Raw genomic sequence first — 18,339 nt, 5'->3', positions numbered from 1 at the left:
TTCGGGCTGATGAGGCGCTTTAGCCCGAACGGAGCAAGGATAGACGAAGTTAAATTCATTAGCTTTGATGGGGCTATGGAACAAACGCCCCAAGAAGCGGTTTTATTAAGCCAATGACGCCTTGCGATATTGTTCTTTACACCAGGCTATTTGTAACATCACAGCCAACACCCCAGCCAGCAAGCCCAACACCAACGCAACCATCATAATCAATCTTTTCTTCGGTGAAATCGGGGTATTAGGCGTCTCGATCGCACCATCTAAATGAAAAACCGCAACTTGATTGCGATTAACGGCTAATGACTTATAAAAGTCCAGTTCCGCTTGTAATGTGCGTAACTTGGGAATAAACGCATCATCCGACTTACGCGCCGAGAGATTTTTTATCTCGGCACGTAGTAGTGCTGGATTGGGTGGATACTTGGTATTTAGCGCACTATCAAAAAGATCGTCTTCATTTTGACGTGCTAATTGAGCAATGCGCATGGTTTCCTTAAGTTGGGTAATACGGTCATGACGTTCTACTTTAGCAGTTTCACGCGCCCTATCGATTTGTTGCTGTAAATTATAAACTAAGACGGAATTTTGCTGTTTAATGTTATTAAGAATCTTAGTTAACGTTTGCGCTTGCACAACGTGCAAAAATTGCTTTAACCAAATTGTCACTTGCTGGGGATTATCGCCACGAATCGCTATGGTGAATTTAGAAAAAGCCTCCGATACACCTTTAGGATGTTCGATAATGGCGAAATTCTTGATAAAAGAGGCATAAAGGTGTGCTGATGAATATTTTTCTTTTTGCTGCAGCGATAAAGATGATAGATAAAACTGATTAAAAAAAGCTTTTTTAGCTGTTTCAGATAATAACTCATTATTAAAAATAAGATAAATATCAGCCGCGCTCATGGGTTTTAATGCAGATTTATTCCATGAACGTCCAAGATTAAACGCGGCGATGTCTCCTTCGCTGGCTGCCGTAACTTTAATCGCCGCCTCATAAACAGGTTTACTAAAAAATACAACGGCAAATCCTAGGGCCAGCCCCAAAAGGGTGGTTAATACAAGCACCCTTTTTTTTTGATAAAAGAGGTGGAATAACTCAATCAAACTAATCTCAGTGTTACTGCCTAAGCTCTCCATTTGCACCGTAAATACCTCTCTAAAATTCCATTAAGTCAGGGTTCATGCCTGTGCCGGATACTAAAATACTAACGATAATTATGTCAAAGGATAATTACCCTGCCCGTTTACAAACGCCGCCAATTGACAAGGAAAAAGAAATTACGTATTGTCGATACTTATTACACCCTAGTAATGCAGTAAGAGCTAGCCAGCCAGGATACACGTGAGTTTTAAAAAGAACCTTATCGCCAATTATGCCAGTCAAATCTACATGACTCTGGCCGGTGTTCTTATTTTACCTTTATACCTAAAATACATGGGTGCTGAAGCCTATGGCTTAGTTGGTTTTTTTGCCACCTTGCAGAACTGGTTTAATATGCTGGATCTCGGCTTAAGCCCGAGCATTTCACGCGAAACAACGCGCATGCGTGCAGGGGCATTAAGCCCGCGCACTTATCGCGAACTATTACGGGTCTTACAACTGCTGTTTTTTGTGATTATGCTCATCGGTGCGGGGACACTATTCCTGCTTGCCCCTTATGTCGCTCATTCCTGGCTTAAAGTACAAAACCTACCCCTAAACGAGGTGCAAACTGCAATTCAATTAATGGCAGCCGGTGTTGCGCTGCGCTGGATGTGCAGCGTATACCGCGCTACGGTTATCGGAGCAGAGCAATTTATTTGGCTAAGTTATTATACCTGGGTCTTTACTACCTTGCGTTATCTTGGCGTATTGCTGGTTTTAATCTACATCGGCACGACCCCCTTCCTATTTTTCCTCTATCAAATTATTATTTCCGTCTTCGAATTGGGATTCCTGGCAATTAAAGCAATCAAAGGTTTTCCTGTCTTAGCCATAGAGGAACGCCTAACCTGGCGCTTAACAGACCTAATCGCCACCATTAAACCCATTTTACCTTTTGCTTTAAGTATCTCCGTAACCTCCTCAATTTGGATAGTTATCACCCAAACCGATAAATTAATTCTTTCCAAACTGTTATCCCTAACTGAATATGGCTATTTTACCCTTGGTGTGCTTGCCGCCAGTGGCGTCATGCTCTTTAGTGCCCCTTTTAGTATGGTACTTATGCCACGCATGGCGAAAATGAAAGCAGAAGGTGATGAAAAAAATCTGCTGGCTTTATATCGCCAAGCAACTCAATTTGTTGCCGCCATCACCATCCCCGCAAGTATCATCCTGGCGTTGTTCCCCGAACAAGTGCTTTGGCTATGGACCAATAATCTTACGGTGGCGCAAGAAACCGCCCCCGTACTACGCTTGTATGCATTGGGTAATGCGGCTCTGGCATTCACCACCTTTCCTTATTATTTACAATATGCCCACGGCAATCTGCGCTTACACGTAATAGGTAATAGCTGCTTTGCCGCAGCATTAATCCCCACTATTATTTGGGCAACACAGCACTATGGTATGATTGGCGCCGCGTGGGTATGGCTCTTAGCCAACCTCTGCTTCTTTATCATCTGGACCGCATTTGTACATCAGCGACTAGTGAAGAACATTCATCTGCGCTGGTTATTTGCAGATCTCGCCCCCATTATGGTAATTTCTTTATTATCAATCTTCGCCCTTAATTACTGCTTTACAACGACGAGTGATAAATTAAGTTTGGTGTTGCAAATAGGTTTTATTGCCACCACAACGGTGCTGCTTAATCTCTTGTTTATAAAATTCACCCCGATTATCAACACGTTTAAAAAATTCTGCAGAAAAGGATACCAATGTTTCAATCAGCCTTAATCATTGCACTAATGACCATTAGCATCATCACACAAGCAGCCCTTCCTGCTGATCCAATCCAGCGCTGTTTAGATATTAGAAGGCTTGCGGACTTTACCTCAAGACAAAAAATGGCCGCCAAAGAGCCCGGTGTGTTGCGCTTTAAATTTCATAAAATTTCGGCATCAGAACTACCGTTAGATAACCCTGCGGGCAATATGGATGAAGTTATCAGCGCCTTAAATAATCAAATTGAAAACTGCAATAAAAACCATGGTGAATATCAGACGGTGACTATTGCTGGTCATAAATTCAAGCGCCAAGAATGGTGTCTTAATAGCAACAAAAAAATGCTCACTCTTGCAAAAGCTGCCCATGGCGATTTTCAAAAATATTTAGCGAACATCAAAAGCGCATTTGACTGGTATAAAAGCGATGGCTGGCCTGAAAATCATGCCGGATTTAAAAAGGGTGAGTTTCAGTTTACTGCCTATTACGCACCAACTGCTGTTGAAGCTCGCAGCAAACGCGGTGGCGAATTTTTATATCCTATCTATGGCAACCCAGGTGTTGTAAATGCAGCGTCGGAATGCAAGAAATTTAATTTGAAAATGCCCCTTTGCGGAGTTGACCCGCTTACCAAAATGGCGCGTGGATTTTGTCTGAAAAATGCCAAAGGTACATACTCTGTAGTTCCAGACCGACACGAAATAGATCATGGGGCGTTAAATCCAAAATATATAATTGGCTATGTTAAAGACCCAAATGACCCTGCTTTTTTAATGGTTGAAGGCTCTGGTTCATTAATTCTTGATGGCAAATTATTTCATATCAATTACGATGGTGCCAATGGCAGGCCACGCACCATGCTTGGCCGCATAGTCCAATGCGCACAAGACCCAACTTGCGGCGGCAACCTTGATACAATGGAACGCTGTGCTAAAGATCCTAAATGTCATGATGAGGCAAAATTACGCTGTAATGTGTCAAAAGAAATTAAACAAAGCGCCGCATCAGAAAAGCAAATTCGCCAATATCTAGATAACCCTCTTAACCGCGATAAAGCTGCCGACTTGCGAAATCGCGATCAAAGCTTTGTATTTTTTGCTAAAGAAGATGGAGGGCCTTATGGTTCAGAAAATATTTCTCTAACTCCCCATGTTTCATGCGCAACCGATCACAAGGTAATTCCTATAGGAATGAGTTTTATTTATAATTGTAAAAAATCTACTTCCTTGTGTGTGGCCCAAGACACAGGCGGTGCCATTATGGGCGCTCATGTTGACGTCTATAAGGGTGAGGGTGACCAAGCTGGTGTTGAAGCAAATGCCCTAAATCACACCGGCTCATTATTTATAGCACTGCCAAAACGTGCATGAAACAGGGGCAGTCCGAGATAGACCGCTTTTAAAATAGGCTCCCTCTCCCTTCTAAGCCCGGTCTTAATTCTTCAGTGATTTTAAGTTGAGTTACTGCTTTGTCATTTTCTTTTTTATATAAAGGACTGCCGCCAATTTTTGCCACTTGCCTTGCAATAGGTTGCATATCGCTCCGAACCTCTGCCACAGACCAAGGATGTGTTCGGTTGATTACTTGACAGCCTTGAAGCCACGGCCGCTGATAATAATAATTGGCTTGTTTGTAAGGCAGCTTTATGGTGTTCTGATAATTTTCCATAACGCTAACTGCAATAATCGCGTCAGCCGTAATTAGTGCCTTATGTAAACAAAAATGATTGGTGCGAGACGTTACACGCGTTACACCATAATGTTCGAGGAACATCTCTGATTCATTCATCCGCCTTGCCGAAAGACACGCTAAGGGAATAGTCGTGTTAACAATAATGCTATAAACATGGTGGCTATGCAAATTAACAATCGCTTCAGCTTCCTGATAAGTTAAACCGACGTGCAATGGCTCTTTATTCCTGCATGTTATGACGCGAGCTAAACCATCAAAATCGAAACTTCTTTTAAGTGCTTCGCCACGATAATTTTCAGGTAAAGGAGGAAATTTAAAATAAAAATCCTCTGCTTTACTGTTGTCAGAAGAAAAAATAATGCCCACCGGAATAAATACATCCACTAAGCCATCTTTAAAATCACGACCCTTTTCAGGTAAATATTCATCGATTAAAAACGCCGTATAATCCAATGGGTGGTGTTCTATTTTTGTCTCTGGTGAGTCTGTTGTCATGGAGGTAACAGCTAATTGGCTACAATAAAACTCATAATATTTATTTAGTTTTGCTTCCGTATTAACTTGCTCATAAGCATCGAGTAGTTCATAAAAATCGGCGGTTTCTCTTCCTGATTGATTAACTGTCTTTATAGGATGAATCTGACCGGCCTTGAGAATAAAAAGTTCCTTAAGTTCAGCAAAATCTGACATCGGATTAATAGCTAATACATCAAAAATGCCCTTTCCCATGTTTCCTCCTCACATTTTCCTTAATTGCTAATGGAGCATAACTTACTAACGTGAAAAAATACAGATGAGCTCTTTAGCTATTCCTTTAGACCAAACTCCGCGCCCACTAAATGGAATGATTATTTGTTTTTTATAGGATTTCTTTATCATTTCAGATAATCTTATCTGCGGCACACTACGTTCATAAAGTAACAAGATCTGCATTAGATTTGCAAAAATTACGCTGGCAAAAACATTCGCTTCGACTCAGATTGAACAATATATTGAACTGGTTTTAGGTAAAAAATTTAATGAGGTTTAAACTATAAACAAGGAAATATAGATGAAAACTTTGATTCAAATAATTTACGCGAGCATCGCCAATATCAACTTTGATGATACTAATCTTATTGAATTACTTACAGAAGCTCGTGAAAAAAATTCACATTTGAATGTGACAGGAATGCTGCTGTATTGTGATTATAATTTTTTTCAGATTATCGAAGGACAAGAGCGAATTATACAGACATTATTTAAAAATATTAAAAATGATCCCAGACATAAAAATGTGACCACAATTGTTGAAGAGCCAATTCAATCAAGGTCATTTGCCAAATGGACGATGGGCTTTGCAAATGCGACAAAGGCTCAACTATCGATGATTGAGGGCATGAATGATTTTTTTAACGAAGAAAAATGTTTAGTGAATATTAAATCTGGGCGTGCAAAAAAAATATTAAATGCCTTCGCTTCTGGCAGATGGAGATTGTCCGATGATACTCAATTTTTAAATAACCGGAGAAAAAACTAATGGATTTATCCTGTGCTTTTCAACCTATTGTTGATGTTAATGAAAACAAAGTATTTTCATATGAAGCACTTGTTCGCGGTAAAAATAATGAGTCTGCTTCATATGTATTCTCACAAATACCTAAAGAGGATTTACTTATCTTTGATCAGCAAGCAAAAAAAGTAGCCATAGCCCTTGCTGCAAAACTAAAAATTGGTTGCTATATTAATCTTAATTTTTTACCTTGTACCTTACAAAGCACAGGCTCATATATATCTGAAATATTAGAATTTGCGGAACAGCATCATCTCGCGCGTAATCAAATTATTGTTGAAGTTACCGAAGAAGAGGTTATTTCTGATCCCCAAAATTTTTCTCGTTTTATCAATAAATATCGTGCCATGGGGATAAAAGTTGCCATTGATGATTTTGGCGCTGGATATGCAGGCCTTAATTTGTTAGTAGACTTTTTACCAGATATAATTAAGCTTGATATTAATCTCATACGAAATATTCACAATCATGGTTCACTACAGGCAATTGTCAAAGCCATTTTACAAATATGCATAGACCTTGGGATTGATGTGATCGCCGAAGGAATAGAAACTCTAGATGAATACTATTGGCTAAAGTCACATAATATAAAGTTTTTCCAAGGCTTTTTATTTGCTAAACCAGGATTTGAATCCCTCCCTTTAGTTTTTTACCCGGATTTATTAGTCTAATATTGTTCATGTATCATGAGTACGCTCATCTTAATACGATGAACCTAAACGTGGTGAACATGCAGCAGAACTAACTGATAACGCTTCATGACTGGTTTTCTCGCTTTTTATTGAACAAGGATAAGGGTCAACGATTTAATCCAGCTATAGTGAATGGATGTTTTCCCTATCTAGTTTAGGTGAAAATTTGCTCAACGGACTGTAAGCGCCGTCTTTTCCCCATAATGCCCATTATTGGAAATTTATGGTACACCATGGCCAATTTAATCGCCATTAAGTGCTAATTATGTCTCAATTTATACGAAATATTATTGAAAACCTAAAAACTCTTGTTGCCCATGAAAATTTGAATAATCTGACAATTGTACAAAGAAGCCAAGCAGAATATTTATATAAAACCCTCATTCTTTTTTTACGTGAAGAAAATCATGAACAATTTGCCCCGTTTCAAAAGGAATGTAATTTTGATTTTAGCTTTCAAGAAGAAGATTTTAATTATCTTGATGCCTCTAAGTTGAATAAACTTTTTTTCAAGCAAACCCAAAACTTTCATAAATTTTTAATTCTGGTTGAAACATCTCTTGAGCACTACATTAAACAGAATAATCTTCAAGAAACGACTGATATTTTAAGTAAGATAAATTTTATTCATGGGACCACAACGAATTTCTTTGCTTTAGGCACTTCCTTAAAACCCACAGGGAAACTGCTTAAACAAGGAACAGTACCCTTTGGTGGTGAGTTAGATAACGGAATTTCATTAAATGGAATTAATATGGAAGCTATTTCTAGCGCAAGCGTTAGTTCGCACGCTTTTATTTGGAATGCATACTCACAACAATTTATCGTAACTGCAGAAAAATTGACCGCTGATTTACACCATTTATTTACCGCAAAGCAATTCAAAAATTCGCTTGCAGATTTTACCCACTACCTTATTTGCTGCCAAAGGTTAAAACAATTTGACGAAGGCAAATTTAAAGAAGTAATGGATGAATCTGACCATAAAGAAATACATGAATGAAATATAACGGCAATAATTGGATATTGTGCTTTGCTTACAGCAAAGCTAGATCTATTGAAAGAGCTTTTAACACTACCTGCTGAGCAATTAAATCAAAAAGAAGATGAATTGCGTTCTTTAGGAAACATACCGGCTACAAATCCTCTAGCTCTTAGTGAGCTTAATTGCCAATATTTTCTTCAGCGTTTTTTAGAAAAAATTTATCGAAACACGGTTCACTTTGAGCAGATTCTTCTTGAGGTACTTGAACTTAGAAAAAGAAACCTTTTATCAAAAGATAATGAAGTGATTTTTGGTGAGCTGATCCATAAGATTGAAAAACGTTTGCGAACCATTAACACAATTACCGAGCAATTAGATATTGCCAACATTAGCATAAGCCAAACAGCTAGAGAATTATTACATCGCCCTTACCCAATTATTTTAGGTATTCGTTGTAAAAATGGATTATTAATTGAAGGGCCTAGCTACGAATGCAATGAGTTTCTCTTTGAAAAAGAGTTACATTTTGGCACAGATATACCCTATATCATTACCAATAGTAAGGACATAGAAAATGTAAGGGAGATTCTTTCTAACTTAGATATTCATGATGTCGAAGTAATCGCGTACCAAGAGTATTTTGGTCATCATAAATTACCATTAATTCAGGAAGATGCGTTTAAATTTGTATCACGAAAATTATTGGATCAGAAACTAACACACTATTTAGAAGAACGTGCTCCCACTAATTTTATTAGCAAAGGGCTTTATAAGACGCTGTCTTTATTTGGTAGTGTAAGGGGACAAAAATTAAAAATAGCGCGTGACGCTCGCGATCTGATAACACCCAATGGGGTTGTTGATAATAGCATTCCCACAAAAAGTATAGAGAGAAAATGTTTATTGCGCTGCTTTTCTGAATTAAAAGAACATAGGACTGAGCGGCGTTTTTTAGGTTACTCTTTATTTACTCTGCAACAAGGAAAATTGAAGGAGATTGCAGACGACTGTTTGCAGATACTCGAAACGGAAAAGCAGGAGCATAAAAGCCCAGGTTATTAAGTAGAGTCGAGAACTGACGCAAGTTTGTAGCGAATTGCTAATTTCAATTTAACAATTCGCTACAAACAACCAAATACTGTCGCATCTAAAACAAACCGAGTGCACTACGCCTGTTTCAGTGCATTGCCGGGAACATGATGTCCTCAGAGCAGTTACCTTTTACAAATGAGGTGCTAAATTTGATGGTTATTTGCACAAGAAGCTGTTGCTTTACGCGAATCCAGTGTACAATATAGACTCATTAAATCCATTTAATAGTCAAAGAGGAAATGTTGTGCTTAGTTGTAATGCAAAGAAAAATGTAGACCCTGTGAGTAATAATAACGCCCGTCTACTCGCGAAATATAGAGTTAGTTTTACTTCAATTGAACACATTAATTATACTGATCGAGTATTTTCTCACAATATTAGCCTATGTGGTTATTCTCATACAATTGAAGAATGGCTCGAAACTAAAGATCCGGCTAAACGAGCTGGTTTTCAAGCCTCTGCAGCTCGTTATATACCGGAAGCTTTGTATTTTCTCCAAAGATTACTTCCCTATATGATGGACATGCGGCAATTACTCCCTTTTTTAGAAGAAGAAGAGCGAATCTGGAACGCTTTAAATACAGATATCTCGACCGTTGATGTAGAACAACTTAAACAAACATTAGAAGAAAAGGAAAAAAACTATAAGGAAACTAAAGGTTCTTTAAGCCAATCTGAAAGAAAAAAACATCAAGCAGAAATTAGAACAATCACCAACCTCATGCTGCTTAAAAATGAGCCCTCTGAGACAGTAAATAGATTAATAAAAGATATCGATCAACTACAATTAGAAACAGCGCAGATCTTAAATCACGCCTACCAAAACCTTCTAGAACTATGGAATGGCTCACTTCGAGAAAATTGCCCTTTACCACTTAATCGTTCTGAGAAGGCTATTTCTGATATCAAAAATAGTAATATAGAGCAACTTATCAATGAAATCGAAGACCTCCTCCACAATTCTGAAGTTAGGATAAGAAAACCATTATTTAGTCGTGAAACAGATAAAAATAGTTTTTTTAACGACACTCATAAAAGAACAAATACACTTTCTCTGCCTATGGCTAAAGATGAAGAAATAGAGATCAAAGACCCTGTGGAATTATATTTAAAGCTCCAACAAAAGCGCGTTTATTTGCTAGATGGATTTAATAAAATCTTAAGTTCCGTGGTTTATGATGCGGTAGGAAATGAAGGGATTAAACAATGTGAGCGTTATGAATCTGATTATAAGAAAGGAGCCAAAAAATGGCAAAATAGCGACCAATTGCCTGCCCCGATCCAAGCTAATGATAATAATATTGCAATGGTTGCAAGATGGATTTACAAAAATGTTCTCGATATGAATAGTACCTTCACGAGCCAGGAATTGTCGAAGACAAAATCCGGTTTTTTTGAAAAATTTTTAGCCAAAAAGTCTCCTCTGACCACACTGCTTACACCACGAGTTACTAAATCAACCTCTTATTCACAGGAAGAATTGGAAAAAATTAAATAAGCTCGAGAAGAAAATAGCGCCTATCGCGGAAAAGTTAATGGATTGCCAACTTCCGTTAAGCCCAAAAGAAAGAAAGAAATATTCAAAGCTGCTTATAAGATTTGATTCTTTAGTCATACGAAGACCAGAGTATGCAACTTTACAGGAAGAGATAAGGACCTTATTAGCCCCACCAGAGACAAAATCTAAGGTGATGGAAGAATCGCAACAGAAAAAAATCTAATGTGGATAATCGCAAATCAAATGTCGTAGCGGAGTAATGACTGAGGAAAAATGTCGGATTAATTACCAAGCGATTATGTAATTACATTCACAGATAGGGTTTGTCTTTTAATCTAGTCAAGCAAAAGACCCCCCCCCGTGGGAACGCCGCTATCTGAGACATTCCTGACACTAACGCCTGAGCCTCTACTTTTAGCCTTAGGCTTTACTCAGGCACTCCAGCAAGACCGACAAACACAACCACACCATCCCCACCTGGATTAGATGTAATATCTATGAGTGCGCGGGGTTTCCAATTATTAGAAGTCCATGCGTTACCGGCTTTGTCAAAAGCAACCTGTACTAAACGCATCAGCGGATTAAATGCGGGAGGGCCTCCTGGTCCATAAAGTGGTGTACCATTGTGTAGCAAAACTTGGCTCCCAGCACTAGGTAAGGTGTATCCTGTTGGCGGAGATATTGGATCACCTGTTGTTAAACCAAGAGGGCATTTAGCTATATTAACACCACAGAGTTTTGAGACTGAAAAATTGGTCGGTATCCCAACAAGTGGCTGAAAATTAGCCACCCAAACATTATCATCACCATCCAAGGACACTCCCCATGGACCGGAAATCCCCCCAACCCCAGAATAGGAATGTAAAACGGTTCCCAATGGATTCAGTTGATATACCGTTGAATCACCTACTGACGCCACCCAAGCATTCCCCTGGGAGTCTATTGAAACTTGCTTGAGAGAATCGCCAACAGAAGTGTCAGATAAATGCACGATGCTATTACCTATCAACGCGTACCGACTGACAACATTAGAGGTGGAATTCGTTACCCAAGTCACGCCCGCGGCATCAAAAGCAAGGTCAAACGGCCCACTATTGGCTGGCTCCTGATAATAAAATGCAGCATTAGGATCACCCTTTGGGAAAACCACAATACGATCATTTCCATAACTTGCAATCCAGATGTTATCATCTTTATCTGGAACTGTTCCTTGTGCCCGCGCTACATAGGAAATGTAACCTTCGGGGCCGGATATAGGAATCCCGGTAGAAGTAAACTCAGAAACAACACCTTCCGTAGGCACGCAAGCTGGGCATGTTCCCCAGCCAAAAGCACCAACCCAGATTGAGCCCTTCTGATCAATCGATATTCCAAATCCGCTACCCAACAAACCACCACCAAAAATAGGAGAGATAGGCGTATTATTATTTCCGTCAGCAGGTTGACCATTCGGTTGCAAGACCATAATGTAATTACTGGAATTAGGTGTTCCCTGAATAACATTGTTACTAATCCATGCAAATCCTTTGGAGTCAAATACAATTGGTGCAGGACCACCAAAAGGAAAGTTATCATTGCCAGAATTATTAAACTTTACCGCAAGGGTCCAGGCATCCGGTACAATCGCCAGTTTTGGCAGATACACGGACACTGCATTTGCTAAAGTAAAGATGCCAGGGACGTTATTTGCTGGGTTATGCGCTATATTTAATACTGCTTGTAAGGTATTTGTTGGAGTCTGGGCATTTACTGTAGTCGCGGCAAACAGGGACAAACAATTAGATGGGTTTAAAACACAGGGGGTTAACAAATTGGATAATGAACTCACCGAACGTCGTGCATTGGTTTCATCTGCATTAGGAGAGGTCTGTATAACCGATGATAAATTACCCTCAATCGAAGAAATTAAATTGTTGTTCATCGATGAGGCTATTTCCAACCCCAATGCATTCCCATAGATTTGCTCCCCATGGAAAAATTGCGCCATGGAATAAGCGGCTCCAATCGTTGTCATTTCATTGATAGTAATCATCGGCAGTATAGTTGAGCCAATAATAGTAGCCAGTTTCGTGGTGTTATTCTTATTGGCAATAGCATAAAAAATAACATCGGTGCCAGATGCTTGCTCCAAAGGAATATTAATATAAAATTTTCCAGAGCTATCGGTTGTAGCACTGCCAACGATCGTGGCCATGGATTGACCGGCTTTATAGATAATAACGCTGGCATTGGCGATCGGAGTGATGGACGCAGTTCCTCCTGATTGAACCGTTCCACTAATGGTGGCGGGTAAGACCATAACATTTAAAGGATAATTTGTTCCAGCACACGCAGAAACATTAGGGCTGCAGATAAAAAGATGATGAGCTGGGTTAGTATCTGTTGCGAAAACCTCGCCAGCCACTAAAAGCTCCAAAGTACAGCTTGCTCCGCGTGTCAACGTAAATGTTGCACCACATAAATCTGGATACATACTATCCGAGGTAACTTGAGTAACATTGGGTGGTAAATATTTAACAAAGCCGTTATTCAATGTTCGTTGTGTATTATTCGTTACGGTGTAAAAAGCTGGTGCCCTATTGCCTTTAACCAGTTGTGTAGGTAATGCTATCCCTGATTTTGGTACAATATTATATGCGACCGCATAGGCTGGCATACTTTTTACAAGAATAGTCATCACTAAAAAAATCACGTATTTCCAGTTAAGTCTCATCGTGACCGTGTCCTTATGAAATTATTTTCCAAAATGCCAGGTGACTTGGGCAAGCAAAGCATGCATATAAAAATTTGATTGCCTCAAGGTTTCTGAAAATATTTTATCGTCAAGAAAACCTTTTCCAAGGTTTGCCTGCCCCAAATTTGCAAACCGATAGCCTACCCCGAGTCGAAAATTTTTGGCTACATCAGCCTCCATTCCGATACCAATGGCATAGGTAAAACTGGTTTCTGTGTGGTTAGTGAATTCTGGCGTAAAGGTTAAAAATGGCGGGACGTTGACCGTATAATCATAAGCATGATTGAACGCTGTGCCCAACCCCAAGGTCAGATATATGTGTATTTGCTTCCTTAACATTCCCAGTAACTTAGCCTCAGCCAGAAACGATTGATTTTTTACTTTATAATGCCAAAAAAACTGATCAGAAGATTCTCGATCTACACCTTGAATTAATGGGTTGTATTTAGAAGAAAATGCACCAGGGTCATAAAATCCGATCCCCATCTGGAGCAAAAATTTGGAATTGAGCGCTATTTCGGTGCCGGTATAAACCCCCAAGATGAAGCGTTGCGACGACGAATTCTGAGCAGAATATTGATAAGTAGTATAATCATTCGCCATACCCAGCGTTTGAGAACGCCCAACATTTGCTGCGGCTATACCGCCAGAAAGCGTCAGGACGGGCGAATACCACCAGAGGGTTACCTTTTCATGAGCTATTGCAGCGTGACAAACACTTGATGCCAGAGTGAATACAAACCAAACTGAAGCCAAGAAAGTTATCAGGAAAAATTTAGCGCTTTTTTCATATAAAGTTTTATTAATCATAATATTGCTTATAAAATAAATTCACCGTTAATGCTCCATAGTAACTAGTCCCTATAGAGTTCGTCATCCACCTACTATTGAACCTCCCACCACGCCTGGAACATTAAAATATTCCATAATAAAGCGGAAAAATTCCCCTTGCCTTGCCCATGCTGTACCCACATACTTCGCACGGCTTGCGGGTTAAAAATTCCTTCCTGATGTAAACGCTGTTCATTAAGCAAAACCTCAGCCCAAGGCTGCAACGGTCCGCGTAACCATTCGTGCAGCGGTATAGCAAAGCCCATTTTGGGCCGTTCAATTAACGGTTGCGGCACATAACGATATAACAATTGCCGTAAGGGCCACTTGCTTTGCCCATCACGTAACTTCATAGCTAAGGGAATAGTCCAGGCAAACTCGATTAAACGATGATCAAGAAAGGGCACCCTGGTTTCCAGAGATACGCCCATCGCGGCCCTATCCACTTTGACCAAGATATCATCAGGAAGATAGGACATGAAATCCATCGCCATCATGCGATTAACCTCATCGAGCTGTGCCAGCCCCGCGACATGCTCATCCATAAAAATGCCAGGCTCTTGCCCTTTCATCATCAATAAAGAATAAGGGGCATCATGGTGCGAAATAAGGCGGCGATAAGCTTCATTAACCGATGCGCTGGCTAATACATAAGCTCCTTTATGCACTTTGCTGCCAAACTGCGCGTACTGTTTCAACACCGGCAACAAGGAGGCAAATTTATCCCAATGTGCTGGAGCAATCTGTTTCATTACCATTGCCGTCCCTTTGCGCACCGACAAAGGAATTCGATTGATTTTACCCCAAAGCTTCGCGGTCATCGTATAACGGTTGTAACCGCAGAATAATTCATCGCCAGCATCCCCACTCAGCGCAACCGTCACCCCTTGTTTGGCCAGCTCTGAGACTAAAAAAGTCGGGATTTGCGAAGAATCAGAGAACGGCTCATCATACAAAGTGGATAATTTAGGAATAACGTCTAAAGCCTCTGCCGTACTAATATAAAGTTCTGTATGTTGGGTGCCTAAATGTTCGGCCACTGCCTTAGCATACTTTGCCTCATTGTATTTCTCTTCATGAAAGCCGATCGAAAAAGTGCGTACCGGCTGTGACGATTGGGCTTGCATCAGCGCCACCACTGTTGATGAATCAATCCCCCCCGAAAGAAAGGCGCCCAAAGGTACATCCGCAATCATTTGTTGGGCAATCGCAGCTTTAGCCAAGCGCTCTAATTCATCGACCAGTTCAACCGCATCGCCCTTAAACGAAGCGGCCGAACCAGCTACCGCTTTTTGTGCCGCCGACCAGTAATTGGTAATGGTAGGTTGCGGATTTTTTAATGACAGCCGCAATAAAGTTCCTGGCGCTAATTTATGAATATCTTTGTAAATCGAGTGCGGTGCAGGAATGTAATTGTGACGTAAAAAAAGTGCTAAGGCGTCGTGATTAAGCTCTTTCTTAAAACCAGGATGAACCTTTAATGCTTTTAATTCCGAACCAAAAAGAAAAACCTCATCCTGCCAACCATAATATAATGGTTTTTCTCCAGCGCGGTCGCGCCCCAACGTCAATATCTGTAACTGCTTATCCCATACTGCAAAGGCAAACATCCCCACCGAGCGAGCAATGGTTTGTTCAATTCCCCATACAGAAAAACCAGCAAGTAAGGTTTCCGTATCCGAATGCCCGCGCCAGGTATCGCTGCTATTTAATTGCTCTCTTAAGGTTAAATGGTTGTAGATTTCCCCATTAAAAGCAATCACATAACGACCATTAGTGGACAGCATCGGTTGATGCCCTGCAGGTGATAAATCAACAATTGCCAGGCGCGTGTGCGCCAGTCCGATTCCTGCCTGTGGATCAAACCAAATGCCATGATCATCAGGGCCTCGATGCGCAATAGATTGACTCATTGCCGACAAAAGTTGTTCAGCCATTGACGACCAATCAACTCGAGATAAAACACCTGAAAAACCACACATTAATAAGATAACTCCGTAATTTCCCGATACAGCTCATAAAAACGGTCGCGGGCTTTGTCTATAGAAAATTGTTCGCGCACCCGCGTTGCTGCGCGTATTCCTAAACGTTTGCGCTCTTCTGGATGCATGCAAATCATTTTCGTCAAACCAACGGCCAATGCCATCGCATCATCTGCAGCAACGAGAACGGCAGTATCACCAGTCAGCACCTTCGCATCACCAACATGCGTCGCCACACAAGGCAAGCCCATAGACATGGCCTCCCCTAAACCATTGGGAAAACCTTCGGTACGTGAGGGCATGCAAAAGACATCCATAGCCGCAAGGCACTCAGGAATATCATGGCGCTCGCCTAATAAAATAAATGAAGAAGTTAAGCCAAATGAATCAATCTGATGCATTAGTTCTGCATTCTTATGGTCGCAGCCACGGCCAACCAACATAAAATGCATGCGTTGATTGTGTATTTTTTCCAGTAAGGCTACCGCAGTAATGAAAATATCCTGCCCTTTATCCAGATGCAAGCGGCCAACACAACCCACGACAAAATCAGATGCGCCAATACCAAACTCTTGGCGAATGCGTTTATTATCAACACGCTGGGCATCAAAACAAGTAAAATCAAAACCATTAGGGATAACCAGCATTTTTTTAGCATGGTAACCATAGGATACATGCTTTTTTTTCGCCGCCTCAGCAACGCAAATAATCTTTTTCGGTACTACATAAGAAAGCATGGCACACAGACGCATCAGCCAATAAGTCTTCCTGCTATTTAATGGCACAAAGGTATTACGGATGCCCCAAACAACATTACGACATCCTGCCATGCGCGCGGCCAAGCCACCAAAAAAATCCGCATGATACATCCAGGTTTGCACCATGGCCGGCTTATTGGCCTTAATGAGTCGCACCAGCGCCCTAAAATTCGTAGATAAGGAGGATAAACGGCGAAAATCCAAAGCCTGGACTTGATACCCCGCTAATTCAAGGTACACTCCGATTGCCCCCATGCCACTGAGCGAGATAATCAGGACCTTGTTTTTTGAATCAGGATCAGAAAGTAACAAACGCTTGAGCATTTGTTCCGCACCGCCCACATCAAGCCCGGTAATAATATGTATGATTTTATGAGGATTATTCACGAAGATATTCCCACTCAGGTTTGCCCATATTAATTGTTCAATGCATAAGACTGAGCCCGAACGTTCCTGTCGTTAGCGCGAACCTGTTCGTAACTTAAAAAAATCAAATAAACGACAATAAAGGGTAATTTATAGCGCACAATTGTTCCCACATTATTAACCACTAAACCATACATGAACAGCCCTGAAAGTAAAAAGAATAACCAGATGAGGGTTTGTTTGGGAATCTTGCGGTACGAATGCCAAGTAAACCCCAACAGCAAAGCCGCCACACCAATATTTTCCAACGACTGTATCTGCTGAAAGACGCCTTTGCACTCCCACGGCAAAGGCGCAAATAAAGTGCGTAAGATGCCCAAAACACCATGATGTAAAAAATCAATAAAGCTGATGATGGGATGATAGTCCGCCAGAAGACCGCCATCCTCTAAAAACATGCGCACACGGTAGTACTCAACTTGGTCAACAATGAACGGAAATGCCAGATAAGATACCAGCAACAAAGCGCCCAGTATGGCAATAAATTTTTTGCGCGTAAACGCAATGTTACTGAACTTATCCAAAAGATATACGGTCGAAAAGAGTACCACCATTAATGCATTTTGCATTTTTACCTGTACCAATAAACAAATAAAAATTAGCGAAAATAAATACCAGCCGCGCATTAAGGTCCACAGTGCGAATAACATCAAGGTGCAAATCAACATCTCCCTTAAGCTCAAAGAACTATAAAGAAGCAAACTTGGATAGAGCATTAAAAACCACAATATCCACCCGCGTAACTTGAGGACCGCTGAAGCCCAAATAAAGACTACAATCATTAAAAATTTATTAAAAAACCCGACGCTGTTTATTGTTTCGACAAAGGGCAAAGGTAAAAAAGCATACATGTATGAGGCTTCAGTCACGCGAATATTGTAATAATTGGAATTGTAACTAAAGTCGCGAATAGCGCTTAATATGCGCCAATAGAGAAATTGATCCGGCATATACCGGGCATCAAATAAGACATTATTCAAACAAAAAGGAACAAAACTAATGAGCGTCAGACAAATGGCATGAGATAATTTAATTTTACCTAATAAGCGCGCTGCAAAAATAACTACCAGGCATACCAACAAATTAGGTAGATCCCAGATCATGAGGCATATTCCTGCGTTAATGCCCCTAATTCATGGTAGATGTTCAAATGAGCGGCAACAATACGTTCTATCGCAAATTCACGTTCGGCTAATACACGGCCGGCCTTACCCAGTTGCTGCCG

14 protein-coding genes are annotated in these 18,339 nt (G+C 40.5%); 7 read left to right on the top strand and 7 right to left on the bottom strand.

Going from position 1 to position 18,339, the window contains the following annotated elements; all coding sequences use genetic code 11:
• Positions 1–105: 105 nt before the first annotated feature.
• A complete protein-coding gene (locus tag LDG_RS16445) occupies positions 106–1,140 on the bottom strand; it encodes a Wzz/FepE/Etk N-terminal domain-containing protein (protein ID WP_006872581.1) in 1,035 nt (344 codons plus the stop codon).
• Between the two features lie 205 nt (positions 1,141–1,345).
• Between LDG_RS16445 and LDG_RS16440 the strand changes: the two genes are divergently transcribed.
• Both LDG_RS16440 and LDG_RS16435 read left to right on the top strand, forming a co-directional pair.
• Positions 1,346–2,884: a lipopolysaccharide biosynthesis protein gene (locus LDG_RS16440; protein ID WP_006872580.1), complete on the top strand. Its 1,539-nt coding sequence runs from the start codon at positions 1,346–1,348 to the stop codon at positions 2,882–2,884.
• Positions 2,866–4,242, top strand: a complete 1,377-nt coding sequence (locus tag LDG_RS16435) for an MltA domain-containing protein (RefSeq protein WP_006872579.1) — start codon at positions 2,866–2,868, stop codon at positions 4,240–4,242. The genes LDG_RS16440 and LDG_RS16435 overlap by 19 nt, the downstream gene beginning before the upstream one ends.
• Positions 4,243–4,270: 28 nt before the next feature.
• Here the strand turns inward: LDG_RS16435 and LDG_RS16430 are convergent, their stop codons facing one another.
• The gene (locus LDG_RS16430) at positions 4,271–5,293 is read right to left on the bottom strand and encodes a hypothetical protein (RefSeq protein WP_006872578.1); all 1,023 of its coding nucleotides are present in this window, start codon (positions 5,291–5,293) and stop codon (positions 4,271–4,273) included.
• A 322-nt stretch (positions 5,294–5,615) separates the two neighbouring features.
• Here LDG_RS16430 and LDG_RS16425 point away from each other — a divergent pair, with 322 nt between their 5' ends.
• The 5 genes from LDG_RS16425 to LDG_RS16405 all read left to right on the top strand — a co-directional run bounded on the left by LDG_RS16425 (position 5,616) and on the right by LDG_RS16405 (position 10,383).
• The gene (locus LDG_RS16425; RefSeq protein WP_006872576.1) at positions 5,616–6,083 is read left to right on the top strand and encodes a BLUF domain-containing protein; all 468 of its coding nucleotides are present in this window, start codon (positions 5,616–5,618) and stop codon (positions 6,081–6,083) included.
• Positions 6,083–6,787: an EAL domain-containing protein gene (locus LDG_RS16420; protein WP_006872575.1), complete on the top strand. Its 705-nt coding sequence runs from the start codon at positions 6,083–6,085 to the stop codon at positions 6,785–6,787. Before LDG_RS16425 ends, LDG_RS16420 begins: the two co-directional genes overlap by 1 nt.
• Positions 6,788–7,073: 286 nt before the next feature.
• On the top strand, positions 7,074–7,811 hold the full coding sequence (locus LDG_RS16415; protein WP_006872574.1) for a hypothetical protein: 738 nt from the start codon (positions 7,074–7,076) through the stop codon (positions 7,809–7,811).
• 30 nt (positions 7,812–7,841) lie between these two features.
• On the top strand, positions 7,842–8,855 hold the full coding sequence (locus tag LDG_RS16410) for a hypothetical protein (protein ID WP_006872573.1): 1,014 nt from the start codon (positions 7,842–7,844) through the stop codon (positions 8,853–8,855).
• A gap of 223 nt (positions 8,856–9,078) precedes the next feature.
• Positions 9,079–10,383 carry a hypothetical protein gene (locus LDG_RS16405; RefSeq protein WP_148263598.1) on the top strand — a complete coding sequence of 435 codons (1,305 nt, stop codon included), beginning with the start codon at positions 9,079–9,081 and terminating at the stop codon, positions 10,381–10,383.
• Between the two features lie 427 nt (positions 10,384–10,810).
• On the opposite strand, the gene LDG_RS16395 is transcribed toward LDG_RS16405, so the two are convergent.
• The 5 genes from LDG_RS16395 to LDG_RS16375 form a co-directional block, all read right to left on the bottom strand.
• Positions 10,811–13,096 (bottom strand): Vgb family protein, encoded by a 2,286-nt coding sequence (locus LDG_RS16395; RefSeq protein WP_006872571.1) that lies wholly within the window; start codon positions 13,094–13,096, stop codon positions 10,811–10,813.
• Between the two features lie 21 nt (positions 13,097–13,117).
• Positions 13,118–13,927 carry an outer membrane protein gene (locus LDG_RS16390; RefSeq protein ID WP_006872570.1) on the bottom strand — a complete coding sequence of 270 codons (810 nt, stop codon included), beginning with the start codon at positions 13,925–13,927 and terminating at the stop codon, positions 13,118–13,120.
• A gap of 74 nt (positions 13,928–14,001) precedes the next feature.
• A complete protein-coding gene (gene asnB / locus LDG_RS16385; protein ID WP_006872569.1) occupies positions 14,002–15,930 on the bottom strand; it encodes an asparagine synthase (glutamine-hydrolyzing) in 1,929 nt (642 codons plus the stop codon).
• The gene (locus LDG_RS16380; protein ID WP_006872568.1) at positions 15,930–17,075 is read right to left on the bottom strand and encodes a glycosyltransferase family 4 protein; all 1,146 of its coding nucleotides are present in this window, start codon (positions 17,073–17,075) and stop codon (positions 15,930–15,932) included. Before LDG_RS16380 ends, asnB begins: the two co-directional genes overlap by 1 nt.
• 29 nt (positions 17,076–17,104) lie before the next feature.
• On the bottom strand, positions 17,105–18,217 hold the full coding sequence (locus LDG_RS16375; RefSeq protein ID WP_006872567.1) for a hypothetical protein: 1,113 nt from the start codon (positions 18,215–18,217) through the stop codon (positions 17,105–17,107).
• Positions 18,218–18,339: the final 122 nt, after the last annotated feature.

The sequence above is a fragment of the Legionella drancourtii LLAP12 genome (assembly GCF_000162755.2).
Taxonomy (GTDB): domain Bacteria; phylum Pseudomonadota; class Gammaproteobacteria; order Legionellales; family Legionellaceae; genus Legionella; species Legionella drancourtii.
This window is presented reverse-complemented; position numbering and strand designations above follow the sequence as displayed.

Excerpts from the sequence above, each read along its gene's own strand:
- LDG_RS16445 (WP_006872581.1), bottom strand. The coding sequence starts at position 1,140 with ATGGAGAGCTTAGGCAGTAACACTGAGATTAGTTTGATTGAGTTATTC.
- LDG_RS16435 (WP_006872579.1), top strand. The coding sequence starts at position 2,866 with ATGTTTCAATCAGCCTTAATCATTGCACTAATGACCATTAGCATCATC.
- LDG_RS16430 (WP_006872578.1), bottom strand. The coding sequence starts at position 5,293 with ATGGGAAAGGGCATTTTTGATGTATTAGCTATTAATCCGATGTCAGAT.
- LDG_RS16425 (WP_006872576.1), top strand. The coding sequence starts at position 5,616 with ATGAAAACTTTGATTCAAATAATTTACGCGAGCATCGCCAATATCAAC.
- LDG_RS16420 (WP_006872575.1), top strand. The coding sequence starts at position 6,083 with ATGGATTTATCCTGTGCTTTTCAACCTATTGTTGATGTTAATGAAAAC.
- LDG_RS16415 (WP_006872574.1), top strand. The coding sequence starts at position 7,074 with ATGTCTCAATTTATACGAAATATTATTGAAAACCTAAAAACTCTTGTT.
- LDG_RS16395 (WP_006872571.1), bottom strand. The coding sequence starts at position 13,096 with ATGAGACTTAACTGGAAATACGTGATTTTTTTAGTGATGACTATTCTT.
- LDG_RS16390 (WP_006872570.1), bottom strand. The coding sequence starts at position 13,927 with ATGATTAATAAAACTTTATATGAAAAAAGCGCTAAATTTTTCCTGATA.
- asnB (WP_006872569.1), bottom strand. The coding sequence starts at position 15,930 with ATGTGTGGTTTTTCAGGTGTTTTATCTCGAGTTGATTGGTCGTCAATG.
- LDG_RS16375 (WP_006872567.1), bottom strand. The coding sequence starts at position 18,217 with ATGATCTGGGATCTACCTAATTTGTTGGTATGCCTGGTAGTTATTTTT.